Origin of the sequence: Pseudomonas sp. s4 (genome assembly GCF_046764235.1) — a bacterium.
GTDB lineage: Bacteria > Pseudomonadota > Gammaproteobacteria > Pseudomonadales > Pseudomonadaceae > Aquipseudomonas > Aquipseudomonas asiatica.
Map to the genome: position 1 here is coordinate 3,051,259 of NZ_CP177209.1, position 21,147 is coordinate 3,072,405.

Annotated in this window: 26 protein-coding genes; 13 read left to right on the forward strand and 13 right to left on the reverse strand. The window is 55.2% G+C overall.

What is annotated here, in order from left to right; translation table 11 throughout:
* Positions 1–46 precede the first annotated feature (46 nt).
* On the forward strand, positions 47–256 hold the full coding sequence (locus tag ACK56M_RS14330) for a hypothetical protein (RefSeq protein ID WP_411959566.1): 210 nt from the start codon (positions 47–49) through the stop codon (positions 254–256).
* A 303-nt stretch (positions 257–559) separates the two neighbouring features.
* On the opposite strand, the gene ACK56M_RS14335 is transcribed toward ACK56M_RS14330, so the two are convergent.
* The 3 genes from ACK56M_RS14335 to ACK56M_RS14345 form a co-directional block, all read right to left on the reverse strand.
* Positions 560–1,309, reverse strand: a complete 750-nt coding sequence (locus ACK56M_RS14335) for an SIR2 family NAD-dependent protein deacylase (RefSeq protein WP_411959617.1) — start codon at positions 1,307–1,309, stop codon at positions 560–562.
* Between the two features lie 1,020 nt (positions 1,310–2,329).
* A complete protein-coding gene (locus tag ACK56M_RS14340) occupies positions 2,330–2,461 on the reverse strand; it encodes a type II toxin-antitoxin system prevent-host-death family antitoxin (protein ID WP_080709233.1) in 132 nt (43 codons plus the stop codon).
* A 9-nt stretch (positions 2,462–2,470) separates the two neighbouring features.
* The gene (locus ACK56M_RS14345; protein WP_050492218.1) at positions 2,471–2,767 is read right to left on the reverse strand and encodes a hypothetical protein; all 297 of its coding nucleotides are present in this window, start codon (positions 2,765–2,767) and stop codon (positions 2,471–2,473) included.
* 307 nt (positions 2,768–3,074) lie between these two features.
* Between ACK56M_RS14345 and ACK56M_RS14350 the strand changes: the two genes are divergently transcribed.
* Together ACK56M_RS14350 and ACK56M_RS14355 are read left to right on the forward strand one after the other, a co-directional pair.
* A complete protein-coding gene (locus ACK56M_RS14350; RefSeq protein WP_029886612.1) occupies positions 3,075–4,079 on the forward strand; it encodes a hypothetical protein in 1,005 nt (334 codons plus the stop codon).
* 373 nt (positions 4,080–4,452) lie between these two features.
* The gene (locus tag ACK56M_RS14355) at positions 4,453–4,962 is read left to right on the forward strand and encodes a ProQ/FinO family protein (protein WP_054889896.1); all 510 of its coding nucleotides are present in this window, start codon (positions 4,453–4,455) and stop codon (positions 4,960–4,962) included.
* A 120-nt stretch (positions 4,963–5,082) separates the two neighbouring features.
* Here ACK56M_RS14355 and ACK56M_RS14360 read toward each other — a convergent pair whose 3' ends face one another.
* From ACK56M_RS14360 to ACK56M_RS14370, 3 genes are all read right to left on the reverse strand, one after another.
* Complete coding sequence (locus ACK56M_RS14360) at positions 5,083–5,271, reverse strand: AbrB/MazE/SpoVT family DNA-binding domain-containing protein (protein ID WP_411959567.1); 189 nt, start codon at positions 5,269–5,271, stop codon at positions 5,083–5,085.
* Positions 5,272–5,427: 156 nt separating this feature from the next.
* Positions 5,428–6,012 carry a hypothetical protein gene (locus tag ACK56M_RS14365; protein ID WP_411959568.1) on the reverse strand — a complete coding sequence of 195 codons (585 nt, stop codon included), beginning with the start codon at positions 6,010–6,012 and terminating at the stop codon, positions 5,428–5,430.
* A 121-nt stretch (positions 6,013–6,133) separates the two neighbouring features.
* A complete protein-coding gene (locus tag ACK56M_RS14370; RefSeq protein ID WP_411959569.1) occupies positions 6,134–6,667 on the reverse strand; it encodes a hypothetical protein in 534 nt (177 codons plus the stop codon).
* A gap of 516 nt (positions 6,668–7,183) precedes the next feature.
* On the opposite strand from ACK56M_RS14370, the gene ACK56M_RS14375 reads away from it, so the two are divergent.
* The 6 genes from ACK56M_RS14375 to ACK56M_RS14400 all read left to right on the forward strand — a co-directional run bounded on the left by ACK56M_RS14375 (position 7,184) and on the right by ACK56M_RS14400 (position 13,107).
* Positions 7,184–7,612, forward strand: coding sequence for a LexA family protein (locus ACK56M_RS14375; RefSeq protein ID WP_029886617.1), 429 nt, complete (start codon positions 7,184–7,186; stop codon positions 7,610–7,612).
* On the forward strand, positions 7,599–8,879 hold the full coding sequence (gene umuC / locus ACK56M_RS14380) for a translesion error-prone DNA polymerase V subunit UmuC (protein WP_411959570.1): 1,281 nt from the start codon (positions 7,599–7,601) through the stop codon (positions 8,877–8,879). The genes ACK56M_RS14375 and umuC overlap by 14 nt, the downstream gene beginning before the upstream one ends.
* A 264-nt stretch (positions 8,880–9,143) precedes the next feature.
* A complete protein-coding gene (ligD, locus tag ACK56M_RS14385; protein WP_411959571.1) occupies positions 9,144–11,930 on the forward strand; it encodes a DNA ligase D in 2,787 nt (928 codons plus the stop codon).
* A 4-nt stretch (positions 11,931–11,934) separates the two neighbouring features.
* Positions 11,935–12,159, forward strand: coding sequence for a DUF2188 domain-containing protein (locus ACK56M_RS14390; RefSeq protein ID WP_411959572.1), 225 nt, complete (start codon positions 11,935–11,937; stop codon positions 12,157–12,159).
* Positions 12,160–12,269: 110 nt separating this feature from the next.
* Positions 12,270–12,662 carry an NUDIX domain-containing protein gene (locus ACK56M_RS14395; RefSeq protein ID WP_411959618.1) on the forward strand — a complete coding sequence of 131 codons (393 nt, stop codon included), beginning with the start codon at positions 12,270–12,272 and terminating at the stop codon, positions 12,660–12,662.
* 154 nt (positions 12,663–12,816) lie between these two features.
* Positions 12,817–13,107 carry a hypothetical protein gene (locus ACK56M_RS14400; RefSeq protein ID WP_411959573.1) on the forward strand — a complete coding sequence of 97 codons (291 nt, stop codon included), beginning with the start codon at positions 12,817–12,819 and terminating at the stop codon, positions 13,105–13,107.
* A gap of 273 nt (positions 13,108–13,380) precedes the next feature.
* Here the strand turns inward: ACK56M_RS14400 and ACK56M_RS14405 are convergent, their stop codons facing one another.
* From ACK56M_RS14405 to ACK56M_RS14420, 4 genes are all read right to left on the reverse strand, one after another.
* Complete coding sequence (locus tag ACK56M_RS14405) at positions 13,381–13,674, reverse strand: hypothetical protein (RefSeq protein WP_411959619.1); 294 nt, start codon at positions 13,672–13,674, stop codon at positions 13,381–13,383.
* Positions 13,675–13,772: 98 nt separating this feature from the next.
* Positions 13,773–14,024 (reverse strand): hypothetical protein, encoded by a 252-nt coding sequence (locus ACK56M_RS14410; protein WP_411959574.1) that lies wholly within the window; start codon positions 14,022–14,024, stop codon positions 13,773–13,775.
* Between the two features lie 248 nt (positions 14,025–14,272).
* Positions 14,273–14,758, reverse strand: coding sequence for an AraC family transcriptional regulator (locus ACK56M_RS14415; protein ID WP_411959575.1), 486 nt, complete (start codon positions 14,756–14,758; stop codon positions 14,273–14,275).
* A gap of 164 nt (positions 14,759–14,922) precedes the next feature.
* Positions 14,923–15,609 (reverse strand): hydrolase, encoded by a 687-nt coding sequence (locus ACK56M_RS14420; RefSeq protein ID WP_411959620.1) that lies wholly within the window; start codon positions 15,607–15,609, stop codon positions 14,923–14,925.
* Between the two features lie 206 nt (positions 15,610–15,815).
* On the opposite strand from ACK56M_RS14420, the gene ACK56M_RS14425 reads away from it, so the two are divergent.
* Positions 15,816–16,277, forward strand: a complete 462-nt coding sequence (locus ACK56M_RS14425) for a RidA family protein (protein ID WP_411959576.1) — start codon at positions 15,816–15,818, stop codon at positions 16,275–16,277.
* A 19-nt stretch (positions 16,278–16,296) separates the two neighbouring features.
* On the opposite strand, the gene ACK56M_RS14430 is transcribed toward ACK56M_RS14425, so the two are convergent.
* Positions 16,297–17,280: a LysR family transcriptional regulator gene (locus tag ACK56M_RS14430; RefSeq protein ID WP_411959621.1), complete on the reverse strand. Its 984-nt coding sequence runs from the start codon at positions 17,278–17,280 to the stop codon at positions 16,297–16,299.
* A 1,014-nt stretch (positions 17,281–18,294) separates the two neighbouring features.
* Entirely contained in the window at positions 18,295–18,987 is a 693-nt protein-coding gene (locus ACK56M_RS14435; RefSeq protein ID WP_411959622.1) for a DUF421 domain-containing protein, read from the reverse strand.
* A gap of 292 nt (positions 18,988–19,279) precedes the next feature.
* Between ACK56M_RS14435 and ACK56M_RS14440 the strand changes: the two genes are divergently transcribed.
* Positions 19,280–19,648, forward strand: a complete 369-nt coding sequence (locus tag ACK56M_RS14440; protein ID WP_267817331.1) for a histone-like nucleoid-structuring protein, MvaT/MvaU family — start codon at positions 19,280–19,282, stop codon at positions 19,646–19,648.
* Between the two features lie 251 nt (positions 19,649–19,899).
* Positions 19,900–20,190 carry a hypothetical protein gene (locus tag ACK56M_RS14445; RefSeq protein ID WP_411959577.1) on the forward strand — a complete coding sequence of 97 codons (291 nt, stop codon included), beginning with the start codon at positions 19,900–19,902 and terminating at the stop codon, positions 20,188–20,190.
* A gap of 199 nt (positions 20,191–20,389) precedes the next feature.
* On the opposite strand, the gene ACK56M_RS14450 is transcribed toward ACK56M_RS14445, so the two are convergent.
* On the reverse strand, positions 20,390–20,620 hold the full coding sequence (locus ACK56M_RS14450; RefSeq protein WP_411959578.1) for a hypothetical protein: 231 nt from the start codon (positions 20,618–20,620) through the stop codon (positions 20,390–20,392).
* 277 nt (positions 20,621–20,897) lie between these two features.
* Between ACK56M_RS14450 and ACK56M_RS14455 the strand changes: the two genes are divergently transcribed.
* Positions 20,898–21,128, forward strand: coding sequence for a hypothetical protein (locus ACK56M_RS14455; protein ID WP_411959579.1), 231 nt, complete (start codon positions 20,898–20,900; stop codon positions 21,126–21,128).
* The last annotated feature ends 19 nt before the right edge of the window (positions 21,129–21,147 follow it).

The following is a 21,147-nucleotide window of genomic DNA, read 5'->3' on the forward strand; positions in this document are numbered from 1 at the left end:
GCTACTGCCCGGTAGCGTCGATTCGTTTCAGCCATTGGCACCCTGAATGACACGTGAAAAATCTGCGAAAGAGCAGAGCCCACCACTCGATGCTTTTGAACTCAAAATGGCTCGTGAGCGCCCAACTTTTTTGAATCAAGAAGTGCTTGATGCCATTGCCCGAGAGCATGCTGGCGACCTGATCAGAATCGGCAGCGGCCTGCCAACGGCTTTGGATGACGAGACATTGTTGGTGCCCATTCAGCTGCCTAAGTGACAAACATACCTGCGATGATCCGAGCATCTAGCAAGGCATGATGAGGGAGGTCTGACCCGTCGTTCAGCGGCTCGAGGGTGAGCGCGTTGGTGGGCGCCGGATACACGTTTTGCGGCCACTTACCTTCGTTGTACGCAAGTTCGCAGAACAGCTCCCAGTCGTACTCTGGGGCATCAGTCAGTACCGTGATCACGCAGTCGAATGAGCGCAAAAACGCAATCAGCCCCTCTCGGGCAACGAGAATGGGACAGGATGACCTGGGCATGCAGTCGACCTGGCATCCACTTTCAAACCCAAGGTGAATCAGCCGAAAGCGCTCTCGACCAGTTCTTGCATAACAGAGGCAGGCCCCTGCAAAAATACTTCTTGGCCACTGACCTCAAACCGTACCGGATTGACATGCACAACCCTCGCACCTGCCCCTAGAGCACGTAAGGGCAGCTCCGCAGCTGGGAACACGACACCTGATGTTCCAATCGAGAAGAACAGATCACAGTTACCTGCCGCGGTAAGGCCAGCACTCCAGGCCGACTCTGGAAGCATCTCTCCGAACCAGACCACTCCAGGCCTGATGTACCCATTACATTCAGCGCACCGCGGTGGCTCAAGACGGCAACCATCCACGGGTAATTCATTAGATGGAAGGGACGTCACGTGCGCATGGCCGCAGTCAATGCACCTGGGGGCGCGAAGGCTGCCATGAAGGTGGATCACGTCTTGACTACCAGCGCGTTCATGCAGGTCATCCACGTTCTGGGTCACGACTGTCGGCTTAGGAACGTGCTGAGCGAGTTCTGCTATCGCGAGATGAGCTGCATTCGGCTGCGCTTGGAGCACTTTCAACCTACGCCACTCATACCAACCCCAGCACAGCCCAGGATCCGCACGGAACGCTTCGGCTGTCGCTAATTGAGCAGGGTCGAATCGAGACCAGAGACCGGTCAATGCATCTCTGAATGTTGGGATCCCACTCTCGGCGGATACGCCGGCGCCGGTGAAAACGACAACGTGCCTTGCCTCCTGCAACAGCTTAGCGATGGTAGTGAGAGGCATTGAGATATCCTGGAAATTCGTTCCCGTGAGGTTACCCGAGCCTACCTGTTTGGTCATTGTGTGATGCTGAGGGATCGAGCAGCAGTGTTTGTGTAAGTCGTATAAGTGTCCAGAAAACCAAGCTGGCGCTAAGACGCAGGTAAGACCGTGTAGGGACGGTTCACATCAAAAATAACTGTATGCATATACAGCCTATCTATTAACTGCGGAGAAACGCACACCGATTGAGCATATTTTGCATCACTGGCGCTGGTAGAACGACACGGAACCGGACATGCAGTCAAAGCCCCATAATTTCTCGTAAGCCCCAAACCACGGGGCTTCCAGCCTAATTTAGCTGCCTTTTCTGGACAGTTATGAGACGGCAGCGAGCTCTGAGTATCAAATCTACCGGCAGGGAAAAGGATGCTGTATGTATATACAGCTTATCCGCGCTATAACAAATCATTGTGTCCGATGGGGTAGGCGCGCCGTTTTCCAAAATGCGAGGGTGACGCTCGCGAGACGCCATCCACACCATCTCCGAGGCACCAATGAAAAAGACAGGAAGTCGCCAGCGCGCTAGGGAAGGCATCGTCAGAATGATCGCAAAGATCCAGAAACTCTAGGCACCCCGTCACTCTGGACAACCTGGAATTATTGAACGACTGAAGGGTATGTTTGGAGCAGCGCTCAGGACGCATCAGGGTGTTGAGTCGAACCGGCAAGTACAGCAGGGCAGATGACTTTGCCGAACATGGCTTACATAGCAATTTTCTAGGGAAGAACTGTCCGAGTACTTAAGCGGCCTGCTGGCGATGAGGCAAGGATCAACACCCTGATCAATCGCTGGCGCCTGTAGCCTTGTCGCTACTGAATGATCTACGAAACTACTCGACGTGAATCTGGTACGGTTACCGCGTGCAAGCGGAGCGCGCAAGGCGTGAGGATCGAAGCCCGGAGGGCCAAGACGAAAGCGAAGCGGCCGGCTTGGTTCACGAGAGCCGACCCAACGGGCACGCCCTGGAAAGCCCTAAATGCCTACTCGTCGAGCTCCAACCGACATACTGGTTTCCCACGCCGGGTCAAAATGAACGTATGACCTTTCTCTGCGAGCTTGAGCACTCGACGAAAACGTCGACGCGCCCGGCTGATGCTCATCACGTACTCCATAAAACCCTCTTAACCTAACAATCGTCGAAGAAGCCCTTCGACCTGCGTGTTTTCATACCTGGCACATAGCTCGTCGAGCTTGGCGCCCCGACGCTCACCAGTCGCAAGGCTCAGCCCATGCAGAGCGTTAAACAGCCGTTGCTGCTCCTCAACACCTTCGCGAACGTCTTGCCACATTGAATTGACCAGTTTCACCACCGACTCCAACTCAGCAGCCAGAACCTGTGTCTCGATGAGCTTGTTACTGTTCACTGTCGTCTTGAGAGTCACTTTACGCTGCTCAAGCTCTTGGAGCTGCTCGCTCAAGCATTCGGCCTAGCCAATCGACGTGGCAATTCCAGCGATGAAGGCTTTGTCTTCCTGGACGCTGTAGATAGCCAGCGAACCGTCGGCGCCACCGGTAACATCGGGGTGGTGGATTTGATAGACATCAGAGAGATGCTCCCCCCTGACCATCCCATGTAAACCGACCCGGTGGAGGCGCTTAAGCAATATCCCCAAGCTCAAGCCGCAGGCATCCAGCCACGCTCTTCACTTTCGTTGCACATACTAGAAGGTAGATAATGATCGCAATAATCTCTCCAGCGTACTCGGTGAAGGTGGTTTTCCCTCAATGCTTAAATGGCTTTCCTCAATTAGTCGCGATTTTCGCATTCACCTTGACTGGCCGCGTTTCGAGGAATTAGAGCGCTACCGCTATGTCACGGAGGCCTACGATCAATTCCCTACACAAGTGATGGAGGCGGATCTAGCCGAGCGACTGAAGCGCGTTCAAGATGAGGCGGCTGCAAAGTTCAATGCTGATCGTGATCGGCTGGAAGGTGCGGTCGCAGCACTGCAACCCAAAGTCACTGATGCCAAGCGTCTGGTGAGCCTTTTTCAGCGCGACTATCGCGCTGAACTCGAGGCCCTGTACGCAGAAAAAGATCGGCTACGCGGTGAAATGCAACTGACAAGGGAAAAGAAATCATCCGAGTACGACAGCATCGAGGAGTTGCACGAGGAGAAAAAAGATCTGTATAAAAAACGTCACGAGCTTCAGGACGAAATTAACAGCTGGTATGCGCAAGCTAACCGGAGTCGGGTTTTGCTGGGGAAAAAAAATCGAGAGATTCCAAAATACTCGATCTTCGGGATTAGCCAAAATTCATTGCAAAGCGCCAAGAACGACCGGGATGTCGTAATCAAGAAGATCAAGCGGGTGAAAGAGGAAATCGACGAGGCCAACAGTGATATCTATGCCTTGAATAAGGCACTAGAGCAAATGGGTGAGAAATTTGGCCAGACCAAGCAGCGCATCGTAGATACCAAGCGGGATCGGACTGAATTTTTCGATCTGAGAGAGTCAGGTAAGACCTTAAAGGCCCTGAAAAGTGACCAGGACGATTTGGCCTGTGAGCTTGCCAGGTTGCGCACCTCTGCGGTCTCACTCGAAGAAGAGCGGACATATTTCATCCGAGATGCCGAAAACGGGTATGGTGTGCAGGCGCTTCGCACCGAACTGAATAATCGGATTGAAACTCGTGTTGCCCACCTCAGAGCATACGATCTACCCGAACAACAGATGCAGCGTAAGCTGCGACACCGAGAGCAGTGGCTGCGGGAGCACTCGAAGTAGCACTCAAATTCCAAGGTGAGTTACCCCGGCGTTCCCAGAGACGCGATGACTGCTTATAACCGTTAGCTGCCTTTTGCAAAGGACAGCAATGGGTCGATAGCAACCATTCGCGACTGATCGCTATCGACCCGTGCAGTCATTCGCGAGAGATAGCAATCGAGCAGAAGCGGACGTACAGAATGTGGCCGATTGTTGATGGTTGCCATTGGCTGGCTGGAAGATGTCGCGACTAGATCGAGCTGCTGAGGTTCGGTGTAATGCACAGGCTCAAATCCACTGAGCCAGCGGCGATTTATCCTGTTTCAGCTGCTCCCAAGCGCTGAATGGAATATCCTTGCGACACGCAATCAACCTCGAAGCAGTGAATTGAACGATGGGTTTTGAACAACTTGCTGGGCTACGTGACCGCCTGCGTGCTGAAAATGAGCAGGCAAAGGCCGATAGCACTACACACCTTAAACGCAAATCCGCCCCGCAGGCCAAGCCTCGTGTGCAGGATCCGGCGGTGGAAGCGATCTGGCCACTGCAGAAGCATTTTCCATTGGCGTTCCCTGTCAATCCGGCCCCCAAGGTTCCGCTCAAAGAGGGCATTCTCAAAGATGCCGAACAACACCTGGAGCTGCTCGGGATAACCCGCGAGCAGCTCAAGCTTGCCATCTCTACCTGGTGCAGAGGAGCTCGATATTGGGCAAGCATGGTGGAGAATGCGCCGCGCTTGGACTTGAGTGGACAGGCAGCCGGCATCGTGACTGCTGCCCAGGCGATGTACGCGAAGCAGCAGGCTTTGCGGCAACGCAGCCAAGACCGACGAAATCGTGCGAAGTCAAAAGCACCTGTCCCTGCACCCGTTGCCGATGCCGTCGTGGAACAGACTACAGATTGAATGCAGTCGCACCTTGCATAGTGTCGGCACTGGCAAGGCGCGTGAGTAACTGTTGACCTGCGCGCTCGATGGGCGCGCAATCTGCTGGGGCGGACTATCTATATTGGGTCGAAAGCAGTCTCAGGATTTCGAGTCGGTGCCTCGGATTGGCTTTAGCACTATCGATCCATCGACCAGCTCGATGCTCAAAGAGTCACCAAGACCGACGTCCATTGGCGCAAGGATGGCCGGCGGGAGATCGATGATGACGTCCCCGCTGCCGTCGCCTGGATCCTGGCAGATCACAGTCGTTTGCAATGAATCACTCATCAGGCGTTAGCTCCAGTCTCGACAGAAGTAATTACGCGATATCCTACGCCGCAAGTGCGCTACTGGTAGTTATCGGCCAGTAGCGGTTACTGTGGACTCGGGTCTTCGCGGCACCAGTAAACTGGATGATGTTCAGCAACTGCCCCCTCTTTTGATTTATGGCTCATAAAGGCACCCACCAAGTGGATCAGTCCAGACCAGATCCCCAGTAGCGGGTCGTCTCATAATGTTGTCAAGCTTGGCATCGACGTTACCTTCATGGCGCTCCGCAAACTCAGCCGACTTAGCGAGAGTTATCAAAACTCCTGCTAAATCTGGATACTCGTCAGCTAAGGCCCAGCATTGTTCAGAAAGCGCGCAATTGGCAGGTAAATCATCATTTTCGTCGAGCAACCCCGACAATATGCCGGCAAGTAAAGGTTCACTGGTCTCATCTACGCTCGTCAACCTCTCCACTTGGGCCAGCCAATAGAACTCACTAGCGCTTCCTGGGAGTGAAGAGTCAGAGTGGCCGACTGCGCCGTAATCGTGAATGATCTCGACAACATTACGGTTGCCTTCAGCCGACTGCTGGGCGAGAAAGTTGTGTCCGCATCCTTCGAGAGTAAGGCGATAAAGTCTGTCGCCACGCTCAAACAACATGCTGCTAGAGCCTTGACAAAGGAAAGTTGCTTCTTTCAGCGGCTCTTTTTTGAGGATTTCCTGAAAATGAACACCCTCAAACGCTGGCTCATCGATCATGCGTACTCCCCAACCTGATTTTTCCAATGGGATATAGCTGAGTAAGAATGAGCACGAGAGCCCATTAGAAGTAAAGCCAGTTGGACTAACCTGGCTTATGACCTCCGGCTTGGATGAATTGTTAAATACCGACTCCTGATGCTTCGATCGCCGCTTTTGAGAGGAGGCCAAGGTTGCTTCTGAGGTGAGCTTTTTCCCCTAGCCAATTAGGAATCAAAGCGCCTTGGGCAGCAAAATGCTCAACATGAACCACTGTGATTCTTCCGTCCGTGTAGGCAACTGAGTTGATCATTTTCCAAGCGCCAGGGCGAGCGCGGCGAAATAGATCGTAAGCGGACGCGACATAGTTCAGGCCCGTGCCCAAGCCGAACATGACAATGAGCCGAGTCTCTTCCGGCAGGTCACGGAGAAAGGTAGTTGTGCAGTTAGTCGCGACCGATGTGCCGAACGGGGTACCAATGAACTTGTCCAGCATGCCGCCACCTGATCCTTTCCAAGATGCAGACTTATGGTCATAGCGCTCTACAGTGCAACGAATGAGTGATGCGAAATGAAAGCGCCCGGACTTATCCGCGATAAGACGATCTACATGTTTCTTCAGCACATCGGACTCGTCGGTGGGGATGAGCCCGACGTGAGCCAGAATTTTGCCCACGTTGAGGCGATTGCCCTTGTACGCAATCTCGTCGTGAGGTTTAGAGGCGAGTGCTCCAGTCTGAGTCGGGCCCTTGGAAAAGCCAAGTACAATAACCTCGGGCTTAGTGCTACCCCATGCCAGAGGGTTTGCTGTAATTCGCCAATCTCCCTCCGCGCGCTTAGATACATCGAATTGTGGCGCAATATCACTATAGCAACGCGAACAGGAGACTCTGCCGTGACTCGGTAAGCAACTCATCAATCCTCCCAGTACAGCCAAAGTCTGAAGTAGCCGAGAGCCCATAGGACGGACTCCATAAGCACCTAACTACTACGAGGCAGATGCTCGTTGCGGTTGACGTTAACAATTTGCCATCACAGAGTCCACCGTCCGCTCCTGGCCGTTAGCTGCCTTCCGCGAATAGGTCGTTAGTGGTCATTCGTGATCTTGCCACCGTCAGCTTTTCCGGGCTGCGTTGACCAAGTGATGAAAAAGCGCTTAACTGTACAAACATACAGTATAGGCATTTTCTTCATGGTCACGATTCTCGGCCCCCTCGAACCCAGCGGAGCGAAGCTTCCGCTTTTTTCCTTCCATGTCCCTGCGGGCTTTCCATCCCCCGCAGCCGACCACTTGGAAAAGCGCATCTCGCTTGATGAGTTGCTCGACGTCCGGGCTCCGCACATTTATCTGGTGCGTGTAGAGGGCGACTCGATGATCGGTGCCGGCATCTACCCTGGCGACCTCGTGATTGTGGATCGCTCCATCGAGGCGGAGCCAGGCCACATTGTCATCGCCGCAGTGAACTGCGAACCGCTCTGCAAACGCCTGGCTCGAGATGGCAGCCAGGTGGTGCTCAAGTCCGAGAACCCGCGCTACCCATCTCGTTACCTTCTCGAAGGGGAAGAGCTGCAGGTGTGGGGTGTGGTGACCTACAGCGTGCGAAGCCATGACAAAGCCTGAGCGGGTCTTTGCCCTCATCGACTGCAACAGCTTCTACGCGAGCTGTGAGCGTGTGTTCCGCTTCGACCTTCGTTCCAAGCCTGTTGTCGTGCTCAGCAACAACGATGGTTGCGTGATCGCCAGGTCGGCAGACGCGAAGCCCTGGATCAAAATGGGCGAGCCGTATTTCCAGATCAAGGACAAGCTCTGTAAGCACGGCATCGTCGCATGCTCGTCGAACTACGAGCTATATGGCGACATGAGTGAGCGGGTAATGACCGTCATTGAGTCCATGGTGCCGGCGGCAGAGGTCTACAGCATCGACGAGGCGTTCGCCGAGCTCACGGGCATGCCCGGCGATCTCGAGCGCTTGGGCCGGCAGATCCGAGCCGAAGTTTATCGGCGCACAGGCATCCCGGTAGGTGTTGGCATTGCCTCTACGAAGACCCTGGCCAAGCTGGCAAACCACGCTGCCAAGAAATGGCAGAACCACACCGGTGGGGTGGTCGACCTACGCGATGAGGTGAAGCGGAACTGGGTGCTCAAGAAATGCGATGCAGGAGATGTTTGGGGCATTGGCCGTCGTCTCTCCGCTCACTTGGCGGCTATGGATATCCGTACTGCGTGGGAGCTTGCACATGCCGACGCCTGGTCGCTCAGAAAGCAGTTCAGCGTTGTGCTGGAGAAGACTGTACGCGAGCTTGGTGGTACCACCTGCCTGGAGCTAGACGAGCCCGATCCCCCCAAGAAAGAAATTTGCTGCAGTCGTATGTTCGGTACCCGGCTCACTGAGCTGGCCCCTATCAAGGAGGCAATGGCGACCTACACGTCTAGGGCTGCCGAGAAGCTTCGTGCGCAGCAGTCGCTCTGCAAGCGTCTACGCGTGAGCATCCGCACCGGCATGTTCAATCCCGATGAGGCGAAGTATGCCAACGGCGTTCTTGTCGAACTGCCGTACCCAACGGATGACACGCGCTTGCTGACAAAGGCTGCGCAGGAGGGGGTAGAGAGGGTTTACCGGGAGGGCTACCGCTACAGCAAGGCTGAAGTCCTTCTGCTCGACCTCAGCCAGCGTAACGAGATCACAGGTGATCTGTTTGCGGTTGCACAGCCAGTCGCCAGTGAGAGGCTTATGGGCGTGCTTGACGCGGTGAATGGCCGGTGGGGTAGGGGAACGATGCGGTTGGCGAGTGTGCCTGTCGATCCCGCTTGGGGAATGCGCCGGGAGATGATGAGCCAAAGCTTCACGACACGGGTTAATGAGCTCTGGACTGTTTACTGCAAATAGAGCGGGGGCATGAGCAAGGCAGGGCTTCCAGTTCCCTGGCCATAAGCAATTTATCGGTTGTCTTCAATCATGCCGCTGTCTTCGTCCTGCACTGCTTGCAAACCTTCAGTTTCCGAGATTCGAGCACACGGTCAAATGATCATTCTCTTCACACGCTGAACCACAGAGCAAGGTGGCTAATCGAATGAGAATCCAGCTACCAGCCTCGGCCAACTGATCCTTCCTGCACCGAGGGCTGCCCATTGCAACCCATAGGATCGTTCCATGGATGACTTCACGTTGGCTTTCCTGAGCTTTTGCGTCGACCATCCGGAAGCGGTCGAGCAGGTACAAGCGCTTACGGAGGCAAATGCCCTAGAGGCGGGCGAATCTCTGCCTGCGCTGCGGGATACCATGATTTCGCAAATTCTGGAGGTAGAGGCTAAGCAACGTAATATTTCAATGAAGGCACTGATACTGGAACTCACCGGCCAATCGAGCCAAGTGTCAGATGAACCCGACACAGTTCCAGGCCTTGAAAAGTACAATCAAATGCGTGACTTCGGTGCCTCGCCTGAGCCATCAGGTTCATCCAAGGCAACGAAGCGAAGCAAAAATTCCGAACTTCAAGCCCTGCAGTTTTGCGTACAAAAGCACGACGCCACCAGGCTCCACTACGATTTCCGACTGGAGCTCAACGGCACGCTCAAGAGCTGGGCCATACCGAAAGGGCCCTGCTTCGATCCGAAGGTGAAGCGTCTTTCGGTTCACGTTGAAGACCACCCGCTCGATTATGCAAGCTTCGAAGGCACCATCCCTAAAGGGCATTACGGCGCCGGGGAGGTAATCGTGTGGGATCGTGGGATCTGGATCCCTCAAGGTGATCCGGACGAGGCCTACCGCAAAGGCCGGCTAAAGTTTGAGCTGAAGGGCGAGAAGCTGTCTGGCCTGTGGAATCTGGTTCGAACCAATATCGAAGGCAAGCAGGAGCAATGGTTCCTCATCAAACACCAGGACGAGTCGGCCAGACCGCTCGCTGATTACGATGTCGTGTCGGAGCAGCCGAACAGCGTGCTCAGCGACCGAACCGTCATTCCCAAGAAACGAGGCAAGCCTAAATCCTCAACTCCGAGTGAGTCACCAGATAAAGCCGAGCTGCTCCGAACGGCTCATGAAGTACCGGCAGACCTCCCAGAGAAGCTGGCACCGCAGTTGGCCACGCTCGTCGAGTCGAGTCCGCAGGGCAGTGAATGGCGCTTCGAAATCAAATTCGACGGCTACCGCATGCTCAGCCGAGTCGAGGGTGACGAAGTGCGGCTGTTTACTCGAAATGGACATGACTGGACTGACAAGCTGCCGAAGCAGGCCGCAGCAATCAAGCAGCTCGGTTTGGAAAGCGCCTGGCTCGATGGTGAGATTGTCGTCCCGAACGCTGATGGCGTACCCGATTTCCAGCTGCTGCAGAACGCGTTCGACGCGGGCAAGAGCCAGAGCATCATCTACTACCTGTTCGACCTTCCGTACCTCAACGGCGCCGACCTGCGCCTGGTGCCTGTGGAGCAGCGGCGAGCCGCTCTCAAACAGGTAATGGAAAGCAATGAACATCCCTTGCTTCGATTCTCGGACGACTTTACCGAGGACGTCGATGCGCTCATGAACAGCGCCTGCCAGATGAAGATGGAGGGACTGATTGGGAAGCGCTCCGGTAGTCCTTACGTATCAAGGCGCAGCGATTCGTGGATCAAGCTCAAGTGCAAGCATCGCCAGGAGTTTGTGATTGTTGGCTTCACCGATCCGAAAGGTGCTCGCAGTGGCTTTGGAGCATTGGTGCTGGCCCTGACTAATAAGGACAGCGGAGAGCTTCGGTACGCCGGCAAGGTCGGCACTGGGTTCACCGAATCGACCCTCGCCACCATCTTGCAGACGCTGCAACCCCTGGAGCAGAAAAAGGTGCCGGTGGTGAATCCGCCAAAGGGCGTCGACGCCAGGGGTATCCACTGGTTGAAGCCTGAGCTGTTAGCTGAGGTCATGTTCGCTGAGATCACCTCGGATGGTGTTGTGCGACATGCCGTCTTCCATGGCATCCGCACTGACAAGCCCGCTAAGGACATCACGGAAGAGAAGCCGGCGCCCGCGCCGAAAAAAGCGACATCCGCCAAAGCTGAGGCGACCAAACCAACAAGCAGTAAGGTTAGGATCACGCACGCCGAGCGCGTCATCGATCCCAGCAGCGGCCTCACAAAGCGTGATCTGGCCGAATACTATGCCCAGGTCTCACCTTGGCTCTTGCCGCATCTGAAAGATCGTCCCATTGCGCTCGTGCGAGCGCCTGAAGGCATCACAGGTGAGCTGTTCTTCCAGAAGAATGCTGATTGCCTAGCGATACCCAACATCACGACCGTGCCGAAGGCTGAGGCAGGCAAAGCCGGCATGGTGATCAACAGCGTCGAAGCTCTGGTCGGGGCGGTGCAGATGAGCACCATTGAGCTGCACTCCTGGAACGGCACAACCGCTCGCATTGATCAGCCTGATCGCTTCGTCCTCGATCTCGACCCAGATCCTGCTTTGCCTTGGAAGGCGATGGTCGAGGCCACACAACTCACCCTGGTGGTGCTGGATGAACTAGGCCTGCAGTCCTTCCTGAAGACCAGCGGAGGGAAGGGTATCCACATCATGGTGCCGCTTACTCCGAAGGCTTCATGGGAAGAGGTGAAGTCGTTCAGCCAGGCGGTGGTGAAATACATCGCCAAGCTCATTCCAGATCGGTTTTCGGCTGTGCTCGGCCCGAAAAATCGCATCGGCAAAATCTTCATCGACTATTTGCGAAACGCTAAAGGCGCTACGACGGTCAATGTCTATGCGGCCAGGGCTCGTGAAGGACTACCTGTATCTGTCCCGATTTACCGAGAGGAGGTCGTCGAGCTCAAGTCCGCAGCGAGGTGGAACATCACCAACCTCCAGGAGCGTCTGGATGAGCTCGGCGGTGATGATCCTTGGGCGGAACTGGCCAGTACGAAGCAGCTCATCACGTCAGAGATGAGACAGCGGATCGGCATGAAACAGAAGGAGTAGAACGATGGACAACTATCACGTCAGCCCCACTGCAGACGGCTGGGAGCTCAAGAAGGCTGGAGCTGAACGGGCCTCAAAACGCAGCTCCACCAAGCAGGAGCTGGTGGCCGCACTTTCTGATTTTTTCCAAGGAAAAACGGCGTCGGTAAAAATCCACAAGGCCGACGGCACCATCGAAGAAGAGCGTACCTATCCGCGCTCTGCTGATCCGAGGCGAACGGAGGGCTAATCGCCGAGGAGATTGAACGAGTTGCACCATGGAGACGTCTTCAGGGAAGAAGCCCATGCTCAGTGTCGCGAGATGGGGTGTTGATTGGTGGTGACGAGTTGAGCGTATGCATGCGGGAAAAACGAAAATGCAGAATTAAGTCCAGGGCAACGATAATTTGTCTGCGAAGCGGCAAGGTACTCCTAGTTCGGAAAAAAGGCGGCAGATGGAATTTCCCGGGCGGTTCGATTGAGCCTGGTGAGACCCCTCATAATGCTGCAGCAAGAGAGCTACGTGAGGAGACATCCATTGAAGGGCATGGCCTGCTTTCCCTGTGCTCGATCAGGGTGGGTTCAGTCGTGCATCACATCTTCACCACCCGATTCCACGAAAATGACAAACCTGTGGCCGACCATGAAATAGTCGCGTGTAAATGGGTGCCTCGCGAAAAGCTTACACCTGACTTGCTGAATTCCGCAGCAGCTGGCCTCTTGGCAACTTGGTTGCCTGCACTGTCTGCCTGACCACCGCTGCAAAGTTGTACAAGAAAAATTATTTGTATCGAAAATCAGGCCGGTTGTCTGATACCCGTATTACCGCCTCCTAAGTCATTGAACTGCCTCCTTGCTTTGCTATGGTTAGGTCTCCGTATAAGACTAAAGTCGAAGGAGGGACGGCATGCGTATTCGAGGCGATGTTTTTTGGGATTGGGCGGATCCAGTGCTTCATCATCGTACCCATGACGAGGAGCTCGATGACGGCACGACCATCGATGTTCAAGTCAGGCTCTCGCGCACCGGTCAGACGCAAATGTTCATCGGCGTGTACGCCGGTTGTGGGATGGCTTTACACGAAGAAGCGTTCGATTCGCGGCCCGGTGAATCCATGACCCGAGCTCTGGCTTGGGGCGTGGGACGTGGAAGGCGCCTGGCTACAGATCAGCGGCCTGCCGTAAGACAGGTGGCGTAAGCCCTAAACCTCGGCTTACAGGTGGTCGCTTGCCCGAGTGTCAGCGGCCACCGCTTTCATGAATCCACGCGGTGTATGCAGATACCAACGTTGGTAAGAGCTCAGGCAGTGCTTCCGAGGCCGCAATCAACCGGGATGGGCTTCTAAACCAATCCGCTAACCAGGCGAGTAGTCGAAGCCTGGACGTTGGGCAAGTTCCAACCTGTCTTTCCAGCTCATCAGCGATAAGTCCGAGTTGCTCGATATCTTTATCCAGCTGATCTATCTGCTTTGTCATATGCCGCTTGATCTCAGTTTGAGGTGAGCGTGTCTAGCCAGCTGTCGACCTCGTCCAGCTGCCCAGGCCATAGCTCTCGTGATCGTCTCGCCTGGTCGTTCTACGTAAGCCTCTTCCAGCCGGGCTAGCCCTGATAGCTCGTAAATACCAATGAATAGCTGTGTATCACCAGTACGTGAGAGGCGCACTTGGATGTCGAGCCGAGCACCGTCGGGCAGAACTTCTTCATGGAAGTGATGCTTGAGATCCGGATCAGCCCAAGCCCAAAATACCTCGCCTCGATGTCGCATCCTTGCCTCCTGATAAATCTCCATCGAGGAAGCGTAGACCGTCTCGTCTAGGGCGGAGGTTTCGAATGGTTTCAAACCGTGGCAGCGATATCGGATCTCTACTCTGCAAAAGCACTATCTACTCGCAAGAGGGGAAATTGCTCGTCCGGATTACGGCATTCGGCATTCAGCTTCAGCCGCGCCGCCTCAGCCAGTGATCGGCTCGGGTAGCTTGGCTTGAGCCGGAGTTTTTCCTGGTTGTCGTAAATGTCGAAGCCACCAGACACCGTCGTGGCATAAAAGCGAGATCCATTTTGAAAGGATTCTTTTTCGATAGGTACTGCTGGAACGATAACAAATCTTGTTTGCATGATTCATGCCTCCCCTGACAGATATCTTAGTATTAGCCTGAGATGAGGTAAGCATCAACATGACTCATTGAGTCGAATTTGTGGCGCAGTGGGTCATTCATAAGGCAGCCATTTAAGTCGCGAACGAGCCTTGAATACCTGCAGTTATTTACTGAATGCGTAGATTTCTCACTTGCTCCTATTGATGTGACTTACTTAACCCTTGCACTGGGTCAAGAGCACGGGTTGGCGAGATACCATGTTCCCGATCAGAACGGTAGGGAAGCGGATCCGGCGCATACCACTATTCGTCTTTCACTCCTACTGCCGCTAGCACTGTTTCTTTGGAGCTGGATTGTTCTATGCATTCTTTGCGACCAGGCATGCTGTTGCCAGGCGTGCGGTGTCATGCCTTCAGCTGTTCTGAACGTGCGGCAGAAGTGAGACTGATCGCAGAAGCCACATTCCAGCGCGATCTCCGCCAAAAGCATGGTGGACGTTTCTAGGAGATGTTTGCTTTTTGATATTCGCTGCTTTCGCATCCATTGCTGCGGCGCTGTGCCGGTGCTTTCCTTGAAGATTCTGGTGAAGTGACTCCGTGAGAGACCGCACGCTTCGGCTAATTCCGTTACGGATACGCCCGTCTCCATATGATCAAGCATTTTTCGCTTGGCGATTCGCAGCTGCCAGGGTTTCAGTCTTCCATTCGATTTGAAGGCGAAGGTGGCCAGCACAGTGCTGTGGTCACTGTTCATGAGATCCAGTCCTTTGAGACTTCGGCTGCCCATCGGACAGAACAGCCAGATGTGACGTGTTAAGGAAGTATCCAAGCGCGCCATCCGGGTCGAAGGCTTGGCCCAGCCCCGTGCGAACTGAATGGCGTGCTGATAATGCAGCCCCTTGTTGGAGCCGCCGTTGGTTAGAGGGACGCAGCAACAGGCGCCAAGGTCGGGCCGTGTTGCACGCGCTCAGGCGCTTTGTGCACCATTGTGTAGGCGTAGTCGACGCCCATGCCGTAGGCGCCGGAATGCTCTTTGACCAGATCCATGACAGCATCGTAGGTGTCGCGGTTTTTCCAGTCTCGCTGCCACTCCAGTAGCACCTGCTGCCAGGTGACTGGCACCACACCCGCCTGGATCATCCGCTGCATGGCGTAGTCGTGAGCCTCCTTGGTGGTGCCCCCCGAAGCGTCGGCAACCATATAGATCTCGTAGCCTGCATCGTGCATTGCGGACAGTGCGAAGGTGGTGTTACAGACCTCAGTCCACAGGCCTGAAACGATGATCTTGTTTCGACCATTCTTCTTCAGCACATCACGAACCTTCTGGTCATCCCAGGAGTTCATGGAAGTGCGCTCCAGCAACGGTGCTTCAGGGAAAACCGCGAGCAGCTCGGGGTAGGTATGTCCGGAGAAACTCTCGGTTTCGACCGTGGTGAAGGTAGTGGGCACATTAAAGATCTTGGCTGCTTTGGCCAGGCCTACGGTGTTGCTCTTCAACGTCTGCCGGTCAATGCTCTGAACGCCAAAAGCCATTTGCGGTTGTTGATCGATGAAGATCAGCTGGCTGTTGAGCGGGGTCAGGACTTCAGTGTGTGGATTGCTCATTGTTCTTCCCTTTTGCTGAACGGTGTCGAGAGTTTTTCGGCGGATCGTCGCCGAGCGCCAGTACAAGGTAGCGAAATACTCAGCGAAACGGTGGCGCACTTTTGCGTCCTTGATGGCGCATTTATGCACCACTTATGGTGTGCAATCCGGTGCTAGGATCTTCGCCAGTTGGATCACATCGATCCATTTTCGCCAAGGAGAATCCAATGGCCGCTTCACGACCTTTCAACGATGACACCGCCTACTGGGGCGTTCCATGGGAAGACGGCTACGGCTATCCGCAAGCGCGGCGAGTTGGGAGCGATATCTTTATCTCGGGACAGTTCAACCATGACGAAGAGGGCAACCTGGTAGCGCCGGCGCCACTGGATGCGGACGGTCGTCCGAGCGATTTCTCGGCTATGGGCGAACAAATGCGGGTGTCCTACGACAACATTGCCAAGTTGTTGGCTCTGTATGGTGCCACCATGCAGGATGTTGTAGAGGAGACGCTATATGTGTTGGACATGGACGCAGCCTTTGCCGTAGTCGGCAAGGTGCGCAAGGCGGCCTATGGCACTGAGCGCCCGCAGGCGGCCAGCAATATCATCGGTGTATCGCGCCTCGCCCAGCGCCCCCAACTGATCGAGATTGTGTGCCGTGCGGTGATCGGCGCCCAGACCAAATGACAGGCGCTCCCGGTTTCAGCTATGAAGCCGGGATGGCCTGCTGACCTTCGACCAGCGGTTTGAGATCGGCCACGGCAGCCGCGCAGAACGTCATGAATGCTTTCACTCGCCAGGACTTCCTGATGTCCTGGTGGGTAAGCAGCCACAACTCGTCCTGCAGCTCCTGCACCACTGGGCCGACCCGAGCCAATCCGGGGGTGATGTCGCCCAGCATGCAGGGGAGGAAGCCAAATCCCAGTCCCGCTGCAATGGCGGCACTTGCTGCCGCCACGGAATCGGTGCGGTAATAAATATGCTCCGAGGGCACCCGACATTCGACGTAGCTCGTGGCCTTCAAACCGCACAGGCCTCCCGAGTAGGACACCCATGCCTGACCTTCAGCGAAGGGGTCGACAATCGCCGCCTGCTTGACGCTGCCATATGCCGCCCAGGCGATGTTGGCGAGCTTGCGACCCACTAGGGTGTCCGTTGGTTTTTTTGTCGCGCGCACCGCAATATCCGACTCGTCCCTCGCCAAACTCAACGTCTGGTTGCCGACTAACACTTCGATGGTGATGCCCTCATTGAGGGCTTGGAAGTTGGCGATGATCGGCGTGAGAAAGTACAGCAGCAGCGAGTCGCTGGTAGTGATTCGCAGCTTTCCCAGGGGGCCTTGGCCGGCACGGGACACCCTACGGGTGACACTGACGATATCCAGTTCAACGCGCTCGGCCAGCGCACGCAGCTCGGTACCTTCGGCAGTCAGCAGATACCCCGCCTTGCGATGATCGAAAAGCGCGACCCCAAGCGTCTTCTCGACTTGCGCGACTCGGCGCGAGACGGTGGATACATTGATGCCAAGCTTCTTGGCCGTGGCGGCGCGGTTGCTACAGTCACTTAGCGTTTTGATGATCCGCAAATCGTCCCAGGAAAGCTGGCTGACAGCTTCGCCGATATCCCATTTCGGGCCATTGGCGTTTGTAGAGACTAGCGGGACACCTGCAGGGGACGACTTCACGAAAATGCTCCAGGTTGGGGGCACCGATGATACGAAAACGGGCTGCAGCAACCAAGCTGCTATGGATAATGACCCTACGTTGATCGTGAAGATGCCGGTAGGCGCCACCACCGTGCCAGCGCCTCGCGGGGCTGGGTAGATGACTTGGCCGAACTGATAGGATGGACACGCTCCGTGTTTTTTTGAATAAGCTGACCGGGTGCGCGAAAGGTCATGAAGCGCAACGGATCGTGTAATAAAGATTGCGACATAGCTTGGGCAACTGTCCCCGCTGGGGGCGCGACTACCCGGCTTCCAAGAGAGGCAGTCGCTGCCGGATGTCGGCGATGAGCCGTCTAGCTTCTGCCTCCATCAGATCGCCATAATTGGCAATGGCGCCACACCCTCGGCACGTGAGGATGGCGTTCTTGTTCAACCTTTGTGGCCTCACAAGGTCTTGCCCACTGCACTTGAGACATCTCAGCGTGACGCTCACAACTTTCCTCTCCATGGATGTTGATCAGGCTCATTCCCTTGCCGTGCTGTTTGCGATACACGGTGCGATAGATGGAGTGGCGCAATTTGCTGAACGTTCACTTTGAGATGAGGCTCCCTCGGTCAGCCCGCTCCTGGATGAAGGCAACTGCTGACGAGAGCAGCGGAGAATTTCAATTGCGAAACGCGCCGGGATAAGGTGGATCGGGCAAGCGGAGCGCGCCGGCCCCGGATGGGCCAGAGGCGTGAGGATGGAAGCCCGATAGGGCCGTAACCTGGCTCCGCCAGGGTGCGGTTCACGACAGCCGTCCCCGCTGGAGCACGCCCAGTGGCAGAGCTACCTGAAACTGACCTCTGCGATCGGCCGGAGCGGCTGGTCTAGCTAAAAAAATGCGGGCAAAAGAAAGCCCGCTGGGGGCGGGCAAGGGAGCTTCTATCACACGTAGGGATAGCTAACCTTCCCACACCGCATGTGAAAAGGACGTGAATAAACCCGGCGGTGAAGGCGGTGCCTGTCCAACCTCCGCGCCCTTAAGTGGACTTGGTCTAGCGGTTGCGCACGGTATCCAATGCAGGTGACCAGACGTTATGTCCGCAGCGTTCACATACGACTGAGTCTTGTGGCCCATGGAAGGTCGGAAAGCCGCAGCTGACGCAACAATGTAGGCCCGCGTTCGGCGGTGCCAGGTATTCTGGACGATGTTCGACTGGGAGCACCGACAACCCTGGCCGAGTGTCATCTGGCCCATAGAAATACAGACTGATATCGCCATCGGTTTCCAATAGGCCGAGTCGAACCTGGCCGAGATGCTCCACGCCTTGTTGGCGCAGCTCCATGAAGAGCTCATTGGACGAGATGTTCAAATTCCGCAGCGAATGAATCTCGTACATGCCGTCCTTTACGACAGTGATGGGCAATCCATCGATCCAGGCCTCACATGTTCTGCTGCGCCTCATCATGTAGACGGTTCCGCGATAGAGCAGCAAAAGCGTGAGGAAAACCAATGCGACCGGGAGGAGGGGGACATCTTCGTAAAAGGTCACATCGCCTGCGGCTGAGCCCAAGGTGAGGATCACCACGAGCTCGAATCGGGAAAGCTGCCTGATTCCGCGTCGACCACTGAATTTCAGAAAGAAAAACACGGCTAGAAAAGCCGCTGAAACGCGGAGGGCGACCTCCAAGAGAAAGGTCAGCGGGAACTCGCCAATGAGCATCCTTTGCAGATCAAATGAAACCATTCGCTGAATCCCATCTGTTGCTATCTCCTGATACAGATTGACCGGCAATTCTCGGTCTTGGTTCATGCGCTGGTGTCAGTGAGACAAGTGTTCATGCTCGGCGGGAGCGAAGCAGATATCTCATCGCGCTGGCAGGCTCAGCTATTCGCATTGCTAATTCAGGCGTGTTTATTTGAACGTCACTGCTTAGAAATTGAACAAGAATGGCAGTGCATACTCAAAATTTAAGTAGGGCGAGCTGGAAATAGTTTACAGTGACCCACTAATTTGATCCGGTATTCGAGGAAGCACTATGTCCCGTCTGGCAGAGTTCCGTCAGCTTGAGCAAAAATTGGCCGCACAACTGGCCGAACTAGAAGCAATGAAAGGCTCCTCCGAGCTGAAAGCGGAGATCGAATTTGAGACCAAACTGCGCGATCTTTTGAGCAAATACGGGTACAGCCTGCGTGACATCATCAACATCCTGGATCCCCAGGCTAGCCGTCGCGCCGCCGCTCCTGCTGTTGCAGAGAAAGCCCCACGTCGTGCCCGCCAGGTAAAGCAGTACAAGAATCCGCACAACGGCGAAATCATCGAGACCAAGGGCGGCAATCACAAGCTGCTCAAGGAATGGAAAGCCGAGTACGGCTCCGATGTGGTGGAAGGCTGGCTCGCCCAGTAACACGCTCCACTGACGGTTTGCTAAAGCCCCCTGATGGGGGCTTTTTCTATGGTGATTGCAGGTGTTGGCAGGTGCGGTTGCTGACCTATTTGATGGTGCATCAGCACCTGTACCGTGTGCATAGGACTCTGTTTGGTAGGGGGTTTCTGCCGGTTGTCTGAATTATGGCAGCCAATCTCCTGGAGGGTTGAAACGTCATCATCCCGCGCTATGGTTGATGGGCTATAAGACTAAAGTCGTAGGAGGGCGGCATGCGTATACGCGGTGAAGTTTTTTGGGCTTGGGCCGATCCTGTGCTTCATCACCGGAGCCATGACGAGGAGCTGGATGACGGCACCTCGATTGATGTCCAGGTGAGGCTTTCCCGAACTGGCCAGACACAGATGTTCATTGGTGTGTACGCAGGCAGTGGCATGGCCCTTCACGAAGAAGCCTTCGATTCTCGACCAGGTGAGTCGATGACTCGAGCTTTGGCCTGGGGCGTGGGGCGTGCAAGACGACTCGCGACAGATCAGCGGCCTACAGTGAAACACGTGGCCTAGACATTAAAACCAGGACTCTGGTGGTCGCTGTGCACAGATGCCAGCGATCACGCATTCCTGGGGGCGTCCTGCGATGAGTGTAATTGCGGGCAAAAGAAAGCCCGCTGCTAGGCGGGCAAGATCTATCACACGTAGGGATAGCTAACGCTCCCATATTGCATGTGAAAAAGCCGTGAAGACTATTGGACACGACGGGCTATCACCCACCGTTTGAGTGAATCCAAGATGTGTAAGCCGAAACCAGGCTCTGCGGAATGCTTGGTAAACCCTGCTCAAGTTCGGCCAATCTTGATGGACTACCTATCCAGTCGGTGACCCAGGTTACCAACCTCAACCGGGATGTGGGGCACGGAGCTACTTGCTGCTCTAGCTCATCCGCGATACGGGCCAAACGCTCGATGCTGTCGTCTAGTTTGGTAATCTGATCCATGTTTTCGCTCCTTGGGTGATAGCCCAAACATAACATGTCGAAATCGGGCGCCATCGAAGCGTGACAAATCTCGCCCCCACATTCCTCCATTGCGGCGTGGTGTTGCGTCACCTGGAACAATCTCTCCATCTGGGCGAGGCATCGCCACTCTCAGCGAAAACCTACCTCGTTCCGGCGACTGATCTGTTCTCATCGCAGGCGCATTTCGTCCGCAGTACCTATGCAGCCGGGTGTGTTTCGAATACTGTATGTCCATACAGCAATGGAGAATGCCGTTATGACGGGCACCAATCTGCCGGTAATGTCGATCCAAGAGTGGCGGCAGCTGCTCAACGACACCGAGGCTCTGCTCCTCGCGCCTAAGAAACATCACAGAGAGCTTCTGCATCACGCATATGCGCTACGTGATGCCCATGCCGTAGACTCAGGAAGCTTGGCCGATATGCTCGAGCTCGCCGACGAAGCATTGATGTTCGCCCACTCCGTCCAAGCTGATCAGCAGTGGTAGGCTAAACACACGCCTTGAT